Below are 14,574 nucleotides of genomic sequence, written 5' to 3' on the forward strand. Positions count from 1 at the left end.
CGCTACCTGCCGGCCGCCGCGCGCAGCCGCTCGACGGCGGAGGCGACCCGCTCGTCGGTCGCCGTGAAGGCGACCCGGACGAAGCGCTCGCCGGCCGGACCGTAGAAGTCGCCGGGCGCCACCAGGAGGCCCAGCTCCGCGAGTTCGGCCACGGTCTCCCAGCACGGCCGGTCCTGGGTCGCCCACAGGTAGAGGCTGGCCTCGGAATGCTCGATCCGGAAGCCGTACGCCTCCAGCGCCGAGCGCAGCGCCGACCGGCGGGCGGCGTACCGCTCGCGCTGCTCGGCCACGTGCGCGTCGTCGCCGAGCGCCGCGACGGTCGCCGCCTGGACGGGGGCCGGCACGATCATCCCGCCGTGCTTGCGCACCTCCAGCAGCTCCTTGACCACCACCGGGTCGCCCGCCACGAAGGAGGCCCGGTAGCCGGCCAGGTTGGAGCGCTTGGAGAGCGAGTGCACGGCCAGCAGGCCGTCGTGGTCGCCCCCGCAGACGTCCGGGTGCAGGACCGAGACCGGCTCGGCCTCCCAGCCCAGCTCCAGGTAGCACTCGTCGCTGACCAGCAGCGCCCGGTGCTCGCGGGCCCAGGCGACGGCGCGGCGCAGCTCGTCCTTGCCGAGCACCCGGCCGGTCGGGTTGGACGGCGAGTTGACCCAGATCAGGCGGACCCGGGAGCCGTCCAGCTCGTCCACCGAGTCGTACTCGACCGGCTCGGCGCCGCACAGCCGGGCGCCGACCTCGTAGGTCGGGTAGGCCAGCCGCGGGTAGGCGACCTGGTCGCCGGGGCCGAGGCCGAGCTGGGTCGGCAGCCAGGCCACCAGCTCCTTGGAGCCGACGGTCGGCAGCACGGCCTGCGGGCCGATGTCGGCGCCGACCCGGCGGTGCAGCCAGCCGGCGATGGCCTCGCGCAGCACCGGCGGGCCCCAGACGGTCGGGTAGCCCGGGGTGTCGGTGGTGGCGGCGAGCGCCTTCTGGATCACCTCGGGGACCGGGTCGACCGGGGTGCCCACGGAGAAGTCGCAGAGCCCGCCGGGGTGGGCCAGCGCGGTCTTCTTGTACGGCTCCAGCTTGTCCCAGGGGAAGACCGGCAGGAGGTCGGAAACGCGGCGCGCCGCTCCCGGGTGGCCCGGGAACGGCGCGTGCGTGCTGTTCTTGGTACTCACAGCTCAGTTGCCACCGATCGTCAGTGTTCGGCGTTCTGCGGCGGCAGGGCGGCGATGAACGGGTGGTCCCGCTCGATCAGGCCGAGCTTCGAGGCACCACCGGGCGAACCGAGGTCGTCGAAGAACTCGACGTTCGCCTTGTAGTAGTCCTTCCACTCCTCCGGCGTGTCGTCCTCGTAGAAGATCGCCTCGACCGGGCAGACCGGCTCGCAAGCGCCACAGTCGACACACTCATCCGGGTGGATGTAGAGCGATCGCTCGCCCTCGTAGATGCAGTCAACCGGGCACTCTTCGATGCACGCCTTGTCCTTGACGTCGACACAAGGCTGCGCGATGACGTAGGTCACGCTGTCGTTCCTCCTCGGAAGGGCTCGGCGGCCCATTCTGTTTCTTCGCGTGCGCGGGTGAGCGCGGCGTCGTCGATGCCCGCCCCTAGTATCGCGGGTCGGAGACCGCAAATGCACAGGAGGTGCCCAGATGGCCGTCGAAGGGCCGGTTCAGGACCGTCCGGAGGTCCGGGTGGACCGCTCCGATGTGGGCCGGCGGGTCTCCGTCCGGCGCCTCGACGGGTTCGCCGGGGACGGCCGTCCGGTGTTCCGCGACCTGATCGGCGTGCTCACCTCCTGGGACGAACGGGGGCTGACGGTGGCCCCGCGGACCGGTGACCCGGTCTCCTTCGACGAGCGGCTGCTGGTCGCCGGCAAGGCCGTGCCGCTGTTCCCGGCCCGGCGGGCGGCGCTGCCGGACACCGGCCCGGCCGAGCTCCAGCGGATCGCCGCGCGCGGCTGGCCGGCCGTCGAGCAGGCGCCGCTGGGCGGGTGGACGCTGCGCGCCGCGGCCGGGTTCACCCGGCGGGCCAACTCCGTCCAGGCGCTCGGCGACCCCGGGCGGCCGCTCGACGAAGCGCTGGCGGCGGTGCGGGAGTGGTACGCGGCGCGCGGCCTGCCGGCCTGGGTGGAGGTCAGCACCCCCGGTTCGCCGGAGGCGCTGGTCGCCGAGCTCGACCGGCTGGGCGCCGCGTACTCGCCCACCCTGGTCCGGGTCGCGCCGCTGGGCGGGCTGGTCCGGGCCGGGCTGCCGACGGCCGTCGACCGGGTCCGGCTGGCCCGGACCGCCGGGGCGCCGTGGCTGTCGCTGTACCGGCGGGTCACCGACGACCCGGCGGTGGAGGAGGCGGCCCGCGCGGTGATCCACGGCGGGCCGTCGGTCTGGTTCGCCAGCGTGCCCGGGGAGGCCGGGCAGCCGCCGCTGGCGATCGGACGCTGCGTCGTCGACGGACCGTGGGCCTGCTTCGGCGCGGTCGAGGTCGCCCCGTACGCCCGGCGGGCCGGGCTGGCCACGGCGGTGATGGCGGTGCTGGCCGCCCGGGCCGCCGAGGAGGGCGCGATCGGCGGCTACCTGCAGGTGGAGGCCGAGAACGCGGGCGCGATCGCGCTCTATGACGGACTGGGCTTCACGACCAGTCACACTTACCACTACGCGCTCCTGCCCCAGGGGTAGGGGGCACCGGCGTTTTCCGCCATTCTTGCGCTTTACCGATTTCCCGTTTGTCTGAATTGCCGTCTGTCCGACCGTACGAAAGCCGCCGCCACCGCCGTGACCGAGCAGAGCAGAGCACGCTTCCGGACCGAGGCCCGGGCCGAGCACCCCGATCCGGTGCTGCTCTGCCTGCTCGCCGCCGCCGAGCACGTCCCCGAACCCGTCCCCGGCCCGGACGGCCCGGAGGAACCGCCCGCCGTCGACGCCCTCCTCGCCGCCTGCGAGGCCGCCCTGGCCCGGCACGCCGCCGCCGTCCGGACCGCGGTCGCCGAACGGGCCCCCGCCGGACCGGAGGAGACCGCCGCGCTGCTCGCCGCCGTCCTCGGCGGACGCGAACGCTTCCACGGGCAGCAGTCCGACTACCGGCGGCTGGAGTCCTCGCTGCTGCCCGAGGTGCTGCGGCGCCGGCGCGGGCTGCCGATCATGCTCGCGCTGGTCTGGACGGCCGTCGGCCGGCGGGCCGGGCTCACCGTGCACGCGATCGCCCTGCCCGGCCACGTCGTCGTCGCCGTCGGCGGCCCCGGCGAGGGCGAGGAGTACGTGCTCGCCGACCCGTTCCACGGCGGCCGGCTGCTCGACCTCGACGACACCACCGAACTCGTGCGCGCCGCCGGCCACGAGTTCACCCCCGAGATGCTCACCCCGGCCCAGCCCCTGGACCTCGTCCTGCGGGTCCTCGGCAACATCCGGGCCTGGGCCGCCGACCGCCCCGAACACGCCCGCACCCAGCTCTGGGCCACCGAACTCGCCCTGCTGCTCCCCCGCCACCCCGCCCAGCTCCGGCTGGAACGGGCCGAACTCCTGGTCCGCACCGGCGACTTCCTGGGCGGCGCGGAGGAGATGGACGGCTACGCCGAGATCCTCGACGCCTTCGACCCCGACACCGCCGCCAAGGTCCGCCAGGACGCCCGCGCGGCCCGCCACCGGCTGAACTAGGGCCGCCCGGGGTCTACAGCCAGCCCTTCTCGCGGGCGATCCGGACCGCCTCGGTGCGGTTGCGGGCCTCGGTCTTCTGGATCGCCATCGACAGGTAGTTGCGCACCGTCCCCTCCGACAGGTGCAGCCGCTTGGCGATGTCCGCGTTCACCGCGCCGTCCGCCGCGGCCGCCAGCACGTCCCGTTCCCGGGCGGTCAGCGGGTTCGCCCCCTCCGCGAGCGCGGCCGCCGCCAGCGCCGGGTCGATCACCCGCTCGCCGCGCAGCACCCGGCGGATCGCCTCGGCCAGCTCGGCCGCCGGGGCGTCCTTCACCAGGAACGCGTCCGCGCCCGCCTCCATCGCCCGCCGCAGGTAGCCCGGCCGGCCGAAGGTGGTCGCGATCACCACCCTGGTCCCCGGCGCCCGCCGGCGCAGCTCGGCGGCGGCCTCGATGCCGGTCATCCCGGGCATCTCGATGTCCAGCACCGCGACCTGCACGTCGTGCGCGAGCACCGCGTCCACCACCTCGTCGCCGCGCCCCACCTGGGCGACGACGTCGATGTCCCCCTCCAGCCCGAGCAGCGCCGCCAGCGCCTCCCGGACCATCCCCTGGTCCTCCGCCAGCAGCACGCGCACGGACCCCGGACCGCCCTGATTCTCACTCATAGCGCCCGACCCTAAGGCGTCCCGCCCGGCGGAACCCCCTTGAGTCTCCCGTGGGGGGAGACGCCAGGCTGGTCCCATGCGGGACGACGACGACACCCTGGACTCCCTGTACTCCATCGGAGAGCTGGCGCGGCGCACCGGGCTGACCGTGAAGGCCGTCCGGTTCTACGCCGACAGCGGGCTCGTCCCGCCCACCGACCGCACGGCGGCCGGGTACCGGCGCTTCGACGTGCACGCCCTGGCCCGGCTCGACCTGGTCCGCACGCTGCGGGAGCTGGGGCTCGACCTGGCCACCATCGGGCGGGTGCTGGACCGCACCGCCCCGCTGCGCGAGGTCGCCGCCGCGCACGCCGACGCGCTGGACGTGCAGATCCGCACGCTCCGGCTGCGCCGGGCCGTGCTGCGGACGGTGGCCGAACGCGGTTCCACGACCGAGGAGATGAGACTCATGCACAAGCTCGCCAAGCTGTCCGACGCCGAACGCCGGCGCCTCGTCCACGACTTCATCGACGCCACCTTCGGCGGCCTGGACGCCAACCCGGAGTTCGTCGCCATGATGCGCTCCGCGATGCCCGAGCTACCGGACGATCCGAGCGCCGAACAGGTCGACGCCTGGGTGGAGTTGGGCGAGCTCGTGCAGGACGCCGACTTCCGCGCCGCGATCCGCCGGATGGCCGTCCACCAGGCCACCGAACGCGCGGCCGGCGACGACACCGGCCTGCACGGCGCCCTCACCGAGACCGTCCGCAGCACCGTCACCGCCGCCCTCGACGCGGGCGTCGCCCCCGACTCCCCGGCCGCCGACGCCGTCGTCGACACCCTCACCGCCGCGTACGCCGCCACCTTCGCCCGCCCGGACGACACCGCCCTGCGGACCTGGCTCCTCGGCCGCCTGGAGACCGCCGACGACCCCCGCGCCGAGCGCTACTGGCACCTGCTGTCGGTGATCAACGGCTGGCCCCGCCCCGAAAGCCTGCACGCCGTCTTCACCTGGCTCACCACCGCCCTCCGCACCCGCGTCTGACGCCGTCGGACCGGGAATTCGGCCCGAAAACCGCCCCGAATCGCTTTCGCCGGAGTAGGAAGTCGGACCGGCCGACTTCCTACTCCGGGGGGCGGTAACTCGCTTGCGTTCGTCCGCTCCGGGGGGTGGCATTCGGGTGGGCGGGCTTTCCGGGTGCGAGGGAGACGGGTGTGGAGTGGCGGGAGTTGGGGGTTGCGGAGCTCGGGGCGGTGCGGGGGGTGGTGCGGCGTGCTCTGGTGGTGGACGGGGGGCTGCCGGTGACCGGGGAGGTGGGGTTCCTGGGGCGGCGGTACGGCTCGGGCGGGGTGGGGGCGTACGAGGGCGGGCGGTTGGTGGCCTGCGGGGCGGTGCGGCCGGTGGACGGCGGGTCGGCCGTGGTGGGGGTGGTGGATCCGCGGTGGCGCGGGCGCGGGGTCGGCGGGGCGCTGCTGGACCGGCTGCTGGCGGCGGCCGAGGGCCGGGTGCGGGTGGAGACGGAGGCGTTGACGCCCGCCGCCGAGGAGCTGTTCCGGTCGCGGGGGCTGCGGATGGTGTTCGCGGAGGACGTGTTCCGGCTGAGGGAGGCGGTGGAGGCGGTCGCCCTGCCGGAGGGGGTGCGGGTCGAGGAGTGGGGGGAGGCGACGGAAGAGGCGTTCTACCAGGCGTACCGGGCGTCGTTCGCGGACCGGCCCGGCTTCCCGGGGTGGACGCGGGAGGAGTGGGTGGACTGGCTGGTCGAGGACGACTTCCGGCCCGGCGCCTCGCTGGTGGCCCTCGATGGAAGCGGGGCGGCGGTCGGGTTCGTGGCCTGCGCCGAGGGCTTCCTGGTGCAGGTCGGGGCGGTTCCGGCGTGGCGGCGCCGGGGTCTGGCCCGGGCGCTGGCCGTGGCGGCGCTGGAGCGGCTGCGGGCGGGCGGGGACGCGGAGGTGTTCCTGGACGTCAACGTGAACAATCCGGCCTCGGCCGCCCTCTTCCGCGGGTTGGGGTTCACCGAGGTCGGTCGGCGGGCCCGGTTCGAGCGCGGGTAGCGGGGTCGTCGAGCGGCGCGGGCGCGAAGTAGCCGGTCACCCGCGGCGCCCCCGCGCGCGCACCGCCGGCCTTGGTGAGCGCGGCGCAGGGGAGCAGCGACAGGAGCAGGACGGCGAGCACCAGCACGGCAGGCTTCGACATGGCCGTCATGCTGCCCGCCGTCCGTTCCCGCCGACGCGGAAGACACGCCCTACGGGGCCTTGGATGACTCCGGGGCGACGGCGGCCGTCCGCAGCGGCACCGCGGCCCGGATCCGGAAGCCCTTGCCGCGCTCGCCCGGTCCGGTCTCCAGCCGGCCGCCGACCAGGGCCAGCCGCTCCCCCAACCCGGAGAGCCCGTTGCCCGGCTGGGACTTGCCCGGTCCGCGCCCGTCGTCGGTGATCTCCAGGACGGCGTAGCGCTCGCCGTCGTGCTCCCAGGTCTCGTCGGCGCGCACGGTGCAGACGGTGGCGCCCTCGCCGTGCCGGACGACGTTGGTGACCGCCTCGCGCAGCGCCCAGGCGAGCGCGCCGGCCTCCTCGGCGGCCAGTCCCGGCCAGGCGTCGACCAGGTCGGGCGAGGCCTCCAGGGTGACCTGGGCGGCCGCCAGCGCGGTCCGGGCGGCGGCCAGTTCGACCGGCAGGGTGGGCCGGCGGAAGCCGGTGACGGCCTCCCGGACGTCGATCAGCGACTGCCGGGCGACGTTCTCGATGTCGGCGACCTGCGCCCGCGCCGCCTCGTCCTTGCCCGCGTCCATGAACCGCCCGGCCAGCTCGCTCTTCAGGGTGATCAGCGACAGCGAGTGCCCGAGCAGGTCGTGCAGGTCGCGGGCGAGCCGCAGCCGCTCCTCCGAGGCGGCCAGGTGGGCGACGGCGGCCCGGGCCTCGCGCAGCTCCTTCATGGTGGCGACCAGCCGCTGGAGGCCGACCATCGCGAGGCCGGAGAGGAAGGCGCTGAGGGTGAAGGTCGAGATCAGGTCGACGCCGGCGTGGCTGAGCACGCCGGTCACCGCGGTGAGCGCGGCCATCCCGCCGAGCGCGGCCAGCGCGTAGCGGGCCGGGGTGATGATCGCGACGCAGACCGAGGCGTAGATGAGCATGCTCAGGAAGGACGCGCCGAGGACGAAGGCGGCGGTGACCGCGAGCACCACCATCAGGGCGACGACCGCCTGGCAGGCCCGCGGCCGCATGCCCGCGGTCGAGCGGAAGATCACCAGCAGGATGTAGCCGGCCACGAAGAAGGCCAGGCAGCTCCAGCCGAGCACCCGGGCGCCCGGGCCGTGGTCGCCGTTCAGCAGGTCGCCCACCGGGTAGCCCAGGTAGATCATCCACAGCATCATCCAGGCGATCTTGACCAGCAGCTGGCGCCGGGTCTCCACCGGGGAGCCGGGGACGTTCATGAAGGACGCGCGCGCCACACCCACCTCCGGCTGCTCGTCGGGGCGGTGGGTGCGGCGCGGGTCGGTCATGTCGATCATCATGCCCGGCGGGTGTCGCGCCGGTACAGCGTCGCCGCGGCGGCGACGAACACCGCGAGGAAGGCGGCGAGTCCGGCGACCGCGACGGTGTCCAGCGAGTGCCCGGGCTGGGTGAAGGTGCCCAGCTGGTTGTACAGGTACACCGGGTTGAACCGGGCGAACCGCTCCAGCGAGCCGGTCACCGGGAACCAGGTGCCGCCGAACAGCGCCATCGCCATGTAGGCGATCATCACGACGGTCTGCACCGAGTCCGGCGCGGCCGCGTACCCGAGCGCGACACCGAGCGCGGAGAAGACGAAGCTGCCCAGCCAGAGCGCCAGCGCCAGGCCGGCCCACTGCGCCGCCGACAGCCGGACGCCCTGGCCGGCGCCGACCGCGAAGACCACCAGGATCGCCGGCAGCGTGGTGACCGCGGTGGCCGCGATCTTGGCGGCGGTGTACGCCCGGCCGGGCAGCGCGGTCAGCCGCAGCTGCCGCACCCAGCCGCTCTTGCGCTCCAGCGCGATCCGCTGGGCGTTGCCGGTCAGCACCCCGCCGACCGCGCCGAAGGTGGCCATCGACACCATGAAGTAGGTCTTCACCGGCAGTCCGCCGGCCAGCTGGCTCGTGCCGTAGGCGTGGATGAAGAAGAGGTACATCAGCGCCGGGTAGAGCACGGTGAACAGCAGGTACCTGCGGTTGCGCAGGGTCCGGGTGATCTCCAGCAGGATCAGGGTGGTCATCACACACGCTCCAGCGCGGTATCGGCGACGGCGGCGTCCTGCTCGCCGGTGATGGTCAGGAAGGCCTGCTCCAGGCCGAGGCCGGTGACCTCCAGGCCGCGCGGGTACAGGCCCGCCCGGTAGAGGGCGGCCGCCGCGGCGTCCGCGTCGGCGGTGCGGATCCGCACCGTCCGGACGCCGGGGACGCGGGCGGAGACCTCCAGCGCCTGGACGCCGGGCAGCCGCCGCAGCGGCGCCTCGTCGAACGGGCCGTCCGCCTCGTGCAGTTCGAAGGTGATCCGGCGGGCGCCGGCCCGGGCCTTGATCTCGGCGGAGCTGCCGTCGGCGATCAGCCGGCCCCGGTGCAGGACGAGGACGCGGTCGGCGATCGAGTCGGCCTCCTCCAGGTAGTGGGTGGCGAACAGGACGGTGCGGCCGGCGTCGGCCTGCGCCCGCATGCTCGCCCAGAAGGACTGCCGGACCGTGACGTCCATGCCGGTGGTGGGCTCGTCCAGGACGATCAGGTCGTTGGCGCCGGCGATCGCGAGGGCGAAGCGGACCCGCTGCTCCTGGCCGCCGGACAGCTTGTCGACCCGCCGCTCGGCGAGTTCGGTGATCCCCGCGTCGGTCAGCACCCCCGTGACCGACCGGCCGCGCGGATGCACGGCGCAGGCGAGCTTGACCAGCTCGCGGACCTTGACCTCGGCCATCAGGCCGCCGCTCTGCAGCATCGCGCCGACCCGGCCGGCCGCGATCGCGGCGCGCGGGCTGCCGCCGAACAGCGTGACGCTGCCCCGGTCGGGCTCGCGCAGGCCGAGCAGCAGGTCGAGGCTGCTGGACTTGCCGGCCCCGTTCGGGCCGAGCAGGGCGACGGTCTCGCCCGGCCGCAGGACGAGGTCGAGGCCGTCCACGGCCCGCACCCGTCCGTAACTCTTGCTGACGCCCCGGAAGGCGGCTACCTCCGCGCCCATCGTCCCGGTCCTCTCCCCGTGGTGGTGTCCTTCGTGCCACCTCAGGGTCCCGCCCGGCCGGGGTGCGGCGGCAGTGGCCGCCGTCCTGCCTTCGGCATGACGGATGTCATGCCGGTGGCCGGTACCCGTGTCACGGGTACCGGCCACCGAAACCGCAGGTCAGATCCCCAGGGAGCGCTTCACGAAGTCGACCTGGAGCAGCAGCAGGTTCTCCGCGACCTCCTCCTGCGGCGTCATGTGGGTGACGCCGGAGAGCGGCAGGACGGTGTGCGGGCGGCCGGCGGCGAGCAGCGCGGAGGACAGCCGCAGGGTGTGCGCGGCCACCACGTTGTCGTCGGCCAGACCGTGGATGATCATCAGCGGCCGCTCCAGCCCGGGCGCCATGCCGGTCAGCGAGTTGGCGTCGTACACCTCGGGCTTCTCGGCCGGGTGGCCCAGGTAGCGCTCGGTGTAGTGGGTGTCGTACAGCCGCCAGTCGGTGACCGGCGCGCCGGCGACCGCCGCGTGGAACACGTCCGGGCGGCGCAGCACGGCGAGCGCCGACAGGTAGCCGCCGTACGACCAGCCGCGGATGGCGACCCGGCCGAGGTCGAGCGGGAACTCCCCGGCGAGCGCCCGGAGGGCGTCGACCTGGTCGTCCAGGGTGGCGCCGGCGAAGTCGAAGGCGATCGACTTCTCCCAGGCCGGGCCGCGCCCGGGGGTGCCCCGGCCGTCGGCGACGACGACCGCGAAGCCCTGGTCGGCGAACCACTGCGAGTTGAGGTGCGGGTTGTGCGCCTGGACGACGCGCTGGCCGTGCGGGCCGCCGTACGGGTCCATCAGGACCGGCAGCAGGCCGTCCCGCTCCCGGTCGTAGCCGGTGGGCAGGAAGACGGCGGCGGGGATGCGGCGCTCGCCGGCGAACCGGAACACCGGGCGGGCGGTGATCACCGGAGTCTCGGCGTACGAGGCGATGGTGGCGATGTCGTCCACCACCACGCCCTCCGGGAGGTCCCGGGCGACCTGGACCAGGGTGCCGGGCAGGTCCGGCTCGGCGGTGGCCCGGACGGTGATGCCGGCCGCGTGCACGGCGGTGGTGACGGAGGTGAACGGGCGGCCGTTGGCGGCCTCCCAGCCGAGCCGCTTGCCGTCGTGGCCGATCCGGCCGACCGCGACCCAGCCAGGCTCGGGGTCGGTCTCGGCGGTGCCGCCGGAGGCGGTGAAGAAGACCTCGTCGGCGGTGACCGCGAGCACCGAGCGCAGGTGCAGGTCGGCCCCGGTGACGGTCTGGTCGCCGATCACCAGGGAGCGGGCCCCGGACTCGTCGGAGATCCGGACCAGCTTGCCGTCCGGGGTCCAGGCCGGCACGCCCTGGAACAGCTCCAGCCAGGTGTCGTCGTGCTCCTCGTGCAGCACCTCGGTGGCGCCGGTGGCGACGTCCAAGCCGAGGATCCGCTGGGCGCGCTGGTCGCGGGCCTGGACGAGGAGCAGCGGCACGCCGCCCTTCGACCAGTGCACCCGGGCCAGGTAGGGGAAGGCCGCGCGGTCCCACTGCACCTCGGTGCGGGTGCCGTCCAGGCCGAGCACCCAGAGGCCGACCTCGGCGTCGGCGGTGCCGGCGGCCGGGTAGGCGACCTCGGCGGGCTCGCGGTCCGGGTTGGCCGGGTCGGCGATCCACCAGCGGTTCACCGGGGTGTCGTCGGCCCGCTCGACCAGCAGCCGGTCGCTGTCCGGGGACCACCAGTAGCCCCGGTCGCGGCCCATCTCCTCCTGGGCGATGAACTCGGCCTGACCCCAGGTCACGCCCGGGCCGTCGGGCTGGGCGAAGGCCCAGTCGGCGGTGCCGTCGGTCCGGGTGAGCCGCAGCTCGCCGGCGGTGTTGGCGTACGCCACGTGGGTGCCGTCCGGGGACGGGCGCGGGTCGAGCAGCGGGCCCTCGGCGGGCAGCTCGGTGCTGGTGCCGGCGACCAGGTCGGCGGTGAACAGGCGGCCGGACAGGGCGAAGGCGGCGAGCGTGCCGGTGCCGTCCAGGGCGTAGCCGACGACGCCGGCCGAGCCCTCGCGGCTGCGTTCGCGGCGGGCCTTCTCGGCCGGGGAGAGGTCCTCCTCGCCGCCGCCGAGCAGGGCCACCGGGTCGGCGGCGATCCGCTCCTCGCCGGTGGCGGTGTCGAGGGTCCAGAGCAGGTTGGCGCGGTCGCTGCCCGACCGCGAACGCAGGAAGACGACCCGGGCCCCGTCGGGTGTGACGGAGAACGACCGGGGGGCGCCGACGGTGTAGCGCAGGGTGCGCGCGTACTGCCTCGGGAAGGTGTCCGCTGAGGTGTGGGTGGTCATGGCACCAGACCCTACGACCCGGGGTCGGCCGATGGTGATCACTCGTTCGGAGCATCGGGCGCAAGTACGCCCGGAAGGGGTCCGCACCCCCTCCGACCGGCCCATGCGCCCCACCGGTGCCACCGTGCCCCGGGGTGTGCGGACTCACCGACCGTAATGACACCCTCACCCATCGGGTATGACTGGTGCACGAGTGATCGCCAGGCCCCGTCCCGGGCCCCGGTCACCCGAAGCGAAACGGTCACCCGACGCGAAGACCGTCACCCGACGCGACCCCGTCACCCGACCGCGAGTCCCGCACGGTCCGACCGCCGTCCCTCCGCCGGAGGGCGGTGCACCCGGAAAGGGGTGTGAGCCGCCATGGCCCTGTCCATCTCCGCAGCCATGCTGATGCTGGTCATCGTGGTGGTGCTGATCCGCCGCTCCGGCCTGAAGCTCGCGCACGCGATCGTCTGCGCGCTGCTCGGCTTCTACCTGGCGTCCAGCTCCATCGCTCCCTCGATCAGCCAGGTCACCAGCAACCTGGCCGGGATGATCAACGGTCTGAGGCTCTGACCCTCCCCGGCCGGTCGTTAGGCTTCCCCCCATGACCTCGACTACCGGCCGCCGCCTGCTCCTGGTGCACGCGCACCCCGACGACGAGTCGATCAACAACGGCGCCACCATGGCCAGGTACGCCGCCGAGGGCGCCCAGATCACCCTGGTGACCTGCACCCTCGGCGAGGGCGGCGAGGTGATCCCGCCGGAGCTGGCCCATCTGACGGCCGATCGGGACGACACCCTCGGCGGGCACCGGATCGGCGAGCTGACGGCGGCGATGGCCGAGCTCGGGGTCGCCGACTTCCGCTTCCTGGGCGGCCCGGGGCGCTACCGCGACTCCGGGATGATGGGCGTGCCCGAGAACGACGCGCCCGGCTGCTTCTGGCGGGCCGACGTGGACGAGGCGGCCGGCCGGCTGGTCGCGGTGGTCCGCGAGGTGCGCCCGCAGGTGCTGGTCACCTACGACCCGGACGGCGGCTACGGGCACCCCGACCACATCCAGGCACACCGGGTCGCGACCCGCGCCCACGAGCTGGCCGCCGATCCGGCGTACCGGCCCGAGCTGGGCCCGGCCTGGCGGATCGCCAAGGTGTACTGGAACCGGATGCCCCGCTCGGTGCTCGACCGGGCGCTCGCCGCCACCGCCGCGCAGGCGGCGTTCCCGGGGGTGGCCCGGCCCGCCGACATCCCGGGGGTGGTCGCCGACGAGGTGGTCACCACCGTGCTGGACGGCGAGGCGTACGCGGACCGCAAGGCCGCCGCGATGGCCGCGCACGCCACCCAGATCACCGTGCGCGGGGCGTCGTTCGGGCTCTCCAACCACCTCGGCCAGCCGCTGCTCGGCACCGAGTACTACCAGCTGGTGCACGGCCAGGCCGGGCCGGAGCTGCCGGAGACCGACCTGTTCGCCGGCCTGGCCGAGGCGGCCCCGGACGAGGTGGTCCCGGCCGGGACGGCCCCGGACAGGACCGCGCCGACCGGCACCGCGCCGACCGACACCGTCGAGGAGCACGCCCGATGACCCCGCCCGCGCGCCGCTCGATCCCGGCGGCCGTCCTCGGCACCCGGGACGAGCGGCTGAACGAGCCCCAGCCCCCGCGCCTCGCACGGATCGCGGCTTATGTCCTGTTCTTCCTGCTCGGCATCGCGGTGTCGGTATGCGGAGCATTTGTGCAGGCCTTGTGGCCACCCGTGGGGGTACTGCTGGCGCTCGCCGCCACCGCCGCCACCTTCTACGGCGGCCTGCGGGTGACCGGCACCCGGCTCGGCGCGGCGGTGCCCGCGGCCGGCTGGTTCCTGGCACTGCTGCTGGTGATGGTCCCCCGCCCGGAGGGGGACAACGTGCTCTGGACCAATGCCACGTCGCTCGCCTGGCTGTTCGTCGGCTCGATCCTGGGCGTGATCTGCGCCACCCTGCCCACCCGGACCAGCTGGTTCCCCGGGGTGCCGGGCCCGCCGCGCTGACCCGTACCGGCCGCCGCGTACGGTGGCCGGTACGACGAGCAGTCAGGACCACCCGGTCGTACTCTCATACCGGAAGAACCGGACGTATCGGGTTCTATCCGAACCGGTTCACCGCTCGGTTCTTCCCAGTATGGTGGTGCCGCAGAACGCCGTACCCGACGCCGCCCGTGAGGCCCGGCGCCGACGAACCGCGGTCGCGCCGCACGGCCCGGCCCGCGAACCCGGAGCAGAGCAGCATTGAGCAGCCGCGAATCTGAGAACGCCCACCCGACGCCTCGGCGCACGGGCCCGGACGCCTACCCGTCGGGCACCCCGCCCTACGGCACGCCGGGCTTCGCCGACGGCGACCGGACGGGTGCCGGCACCGCCAACGGCTCGGCTCCGGAGGGCGAGGACGACGCCCCCAAGACCGAGACCACCCTCACCACCCGCGTCCGGATCAACATCCCCGGCTCGCGCCCGATCCCCCCGGTGGTGGTCCGCAGCACGGTCAAGAACGAGGACGGCACCGCCGAGGACGCCCCGGCGCCCGCCGAGCCGGCCGGCCCCCGGCACCGCTCCGCCGCGCCCACCTCCCCGGTGCTCGGCGTGGTGGACGGCGGCGCGCGCGCCGCCACTCCGCCGAACCTGCCGCCGGAGTGGGAGATCCCGCCGGCCACCTCCGAGGCCGAGTCGACCGGCGCGTGGTTCCGCCCCCGGCAGAAGAAGGGCCCGGCCGACGGCCCCGCCCCGGCCCCGGTCGGCGCGACGGCCGCCCCGGCCGCTCCGGCCGCCCCCGCCGCCGGTGCCGGACCCGCCGCCCCGGCCGGCGCCAAG

The 14,574-nt window shown here is 74.7% G+C and carries 15 protein-coding genes and 1 pseudogene; 8 read left to right on the forward strand and 8 right to left on the reverse strand.

From position 1 onward, the window contains the following. Nucleotides 1–2: 2 nt before the first annotated feature. Both dapC and fdxA read right to left on the reverse strand, forming a co-directional pair. The gene (gene dapC, locus AB0N76_RS23910; protein WP_363560066.1) at nt 3–1,160 is read right to left on the reverse strand and encodes a succinyldiaminopimelate transaminase; all 1,158 of its coding nucleotides are present in this window, start codon (nt 1,158–1,160) and stop codon (nt 3–5) included. 20 nt (nt 1,161–1,180) lie between these two features. Continuing rightward, nucleotides 1,181–1,507 carry a ferredoxin gene (fdxA, locus tag AB0N76_RS23915; RefSeq protein WP_030459925.1) on the reverse strand — a complete coding sequence of 109 codons (327 nt, stop codon included), beginning with the start codon at nt 1,505–1,507 and terminating at the stop codon, nt 1,181–1,183. 130 nt (nt 1,508–1,637) lie between these two features. On the opposite strand from fdxA, the gene AB0N76_RS23920 reads away from it, so the two are divergent. Both AB0N76_RS23920 and AB0N76_RS23925 read left to right on the forward strand, forming a co-directional pair. After that, nucleotides 1,638–2,660, forward strand: a complete 1,023-nt coding sequence (locus AB0N76_RS23920) for a GNAT family N-acetyltransferase (protein ID WP_363560068.1) — start codon at nt 1,638–1,640, stop codon at nt 2,658–2,660. A gap of 96 nt (nt 2,661–2,756) precedes the next feature. Then, entirely contained in the window at nt 2,757–3,635 is an 879-nt protein-coding gene (locus AB0N76_RS23925; RefSeq protein ID WP_363560070.1) for a transglutaminase-like domain-containing protein, read from the forward strand. A gap of 13 nt (nt 3,636–3,648) precedes the next feature. Here AB0N76_RS23925 and AB0N76_RS23930 read toward each other — a convergent pair whose 3' ends face one another. Then, on the reverse strand, nt 3,649–4,281 hold the full coding sequence (locus tag AB0N76_RS23930) for a response regulator transcription factor (protein ID WP_363560072.1): 633 nt from the start codon (nt 4,279–4,281) through the stop codon (nt 3,649–3,651). A 76-nt stretch (nt 4,282–4,357) separates the two neighbouring features. Between AB0N76_RS23930 and AB0N76_RS23935 the strand changes: the two genes are divergently transcribed. Both AB0N76_RS23935 and AB0N76_RS23940 read left to right on the forward strand, forming a co-directional pair. Beyond that, the gene (locus AB0N76_RS23935; protein ID WP_363560074.1) at nt 4,358–5,305 is read left to right on the forward strand and encodes a MerR family transcriptional regulator; all 948 of its coding nucleotides are present in this window, start codon (nt 4,358–4,360) and stop codon (nt 5,303–5,305) included. A gap of 257 nt (nt 5,306–5,562) precedes the next feature. Next, complete coding sequence (locus AB0N76_RS23940) at nt 5,563–6,312, forward strand: GNAT family N-acetyltransferase (RefSeq protein WP_363560076.1); 750 nt, start codon at nt 5,563–5,565, stop codon at nt 6,310–6,312. Here AB0N76_RS23940 and AB0N76_RS23945 read toward each other — a convergent pair. The 5 genes from AB0N76_RS23945 to AB0N76_RS23965 form a co-directional block, all read right to left on the reverse strand. Beyond that, the gene (locus AB0N76_RS23945; protein WP_363560078.1) at nt 6,272–6,454 is read right to left on the reverse strand and encodes a hypothetical protein; all 183 of its coding nucleotides are present in this window, start codon (nt 6,452–6,454) and stop codon (nt 6,272–6,274) included. The genes AB0N76_RS23940 and AB0N76_RS23945 overlap by 41 nt on opposite strands. A 49-nt stretch (nt 6,455–6,503) precedes the next feature. Beyond that, nucleotides 6,504–7,760: a histidine kinase gene (locus AB0N76_RS23950; protein WP_363560080.1), complete on the reverse strand. Its 1,257-nt coding sequence runs from the start codon at nt 7,758–7,760 to the stop codon at nt 6,504–6,506. Between the two features lie 8 nt (nt 7,761–7,768). Continuing rightward, nucleotides 7,769–8,491, reverse strand: coding sequence for an ABC transporter permease (locus AB0N76_RS23955; protein ID WP_363560082.1), 723 nt, complete (start codon nt 8,489–8,491; stop codon nt 7,769–7,771). Further along, on the reverse strand, nt 8,491–9,441 hold the full coding sequence (locus AB0N76_RS23960) for an ABC transporter ATP-binding protein (RefSeq protein WP_363560084.1): 951 nt from the start codon (nt 9,439–9,441) through the stop codon (nt 8,491–8,493). The genes AB0N76_RS23955 and AB0N76_RS23960 overlap by 1 nt, the downstream gene beginning before the upstream one ends. Before the next feature lie 159 nt (nt 9,442–9,600). Further along, nucleotides 9,601–11,754: a prolyl oligopeptidase family serine peptidase gene (locus tag AB0N76_RS23965; RefSeq protein ID WP_363560086.1), complete on the reverse strand. Its 2,154-nt coding sequence runs from the start codon at nt 11,752–11,754 to the stop codon at nt 9,601–9,603. A gap of 360 nt (nt 11,755–12,114) precedes the next feature. Between AB0N76_RS23965 and AB0N76_RS23970 the strand changes: the two genes are divergently transcribed. From AB0N76_RS23970 to AB0N76_RS23985, 4 genes and pseudogenes are all read left to right on the forward strand, one after another. Next, complete coding sequence (locus AB0N76_RS23970; protein WP_344344199.1) at nt 12,115–12,309, forward strand: DUF2304 family protein; 195 nt, start codon at nt 12,115–12,117, stop codon at nt 12,307–12,309. Between the two features lie 31 nt (nt 12,310–12,340). After that, the gene (gene mshB / locus AB0N76_RS23975) at nt 12,341–13,315 is read left to right on the forward strand and encodes an N-acetyl-1-D-myo-inositol-2-amino-2-deoxy-alpha-D-glucopyranoside deacetylase (RefSeq protein WP_363560088.1); all 975 of its coding nucleotides are present in this window, start codon (nt 12,341–12,343) and stop codon (nt 13,313–13,315) included. Beyond that, nucleotides 13,312–13,758 carry a DUF6113 family protein gene (locus AB0N76_RS23980; RefSeq protein ID WP_363560090.1) on the forward strand — a complete coding sequence of 149 codons (447 nt, stop codon included), beginning with the start codon at nt 13,312–13,314 and terminating at the stop codon, nt 13,756–13,758. Before mshB ends, AB0N76_RS23980 begins: the two co-directional genes overlap by 4 nt. 237 nt (nt 13,759–13,995) lie before the next feature. After that, nucleotides 13,996–14,574: pseudogene (locus AB0N76_RS23985) on the forward strand (hypothetical protein); the annotation flags it as partial.

The organism is Kitasatospora sp. NPDC093806 (genome assembly GCF_040683335.1).
Taxonomy (GTDB): Bacteria; Actinomycetota; Actinomycetes; order Streptomycetales; family Streptomycetaceae; genus Kitasatospora.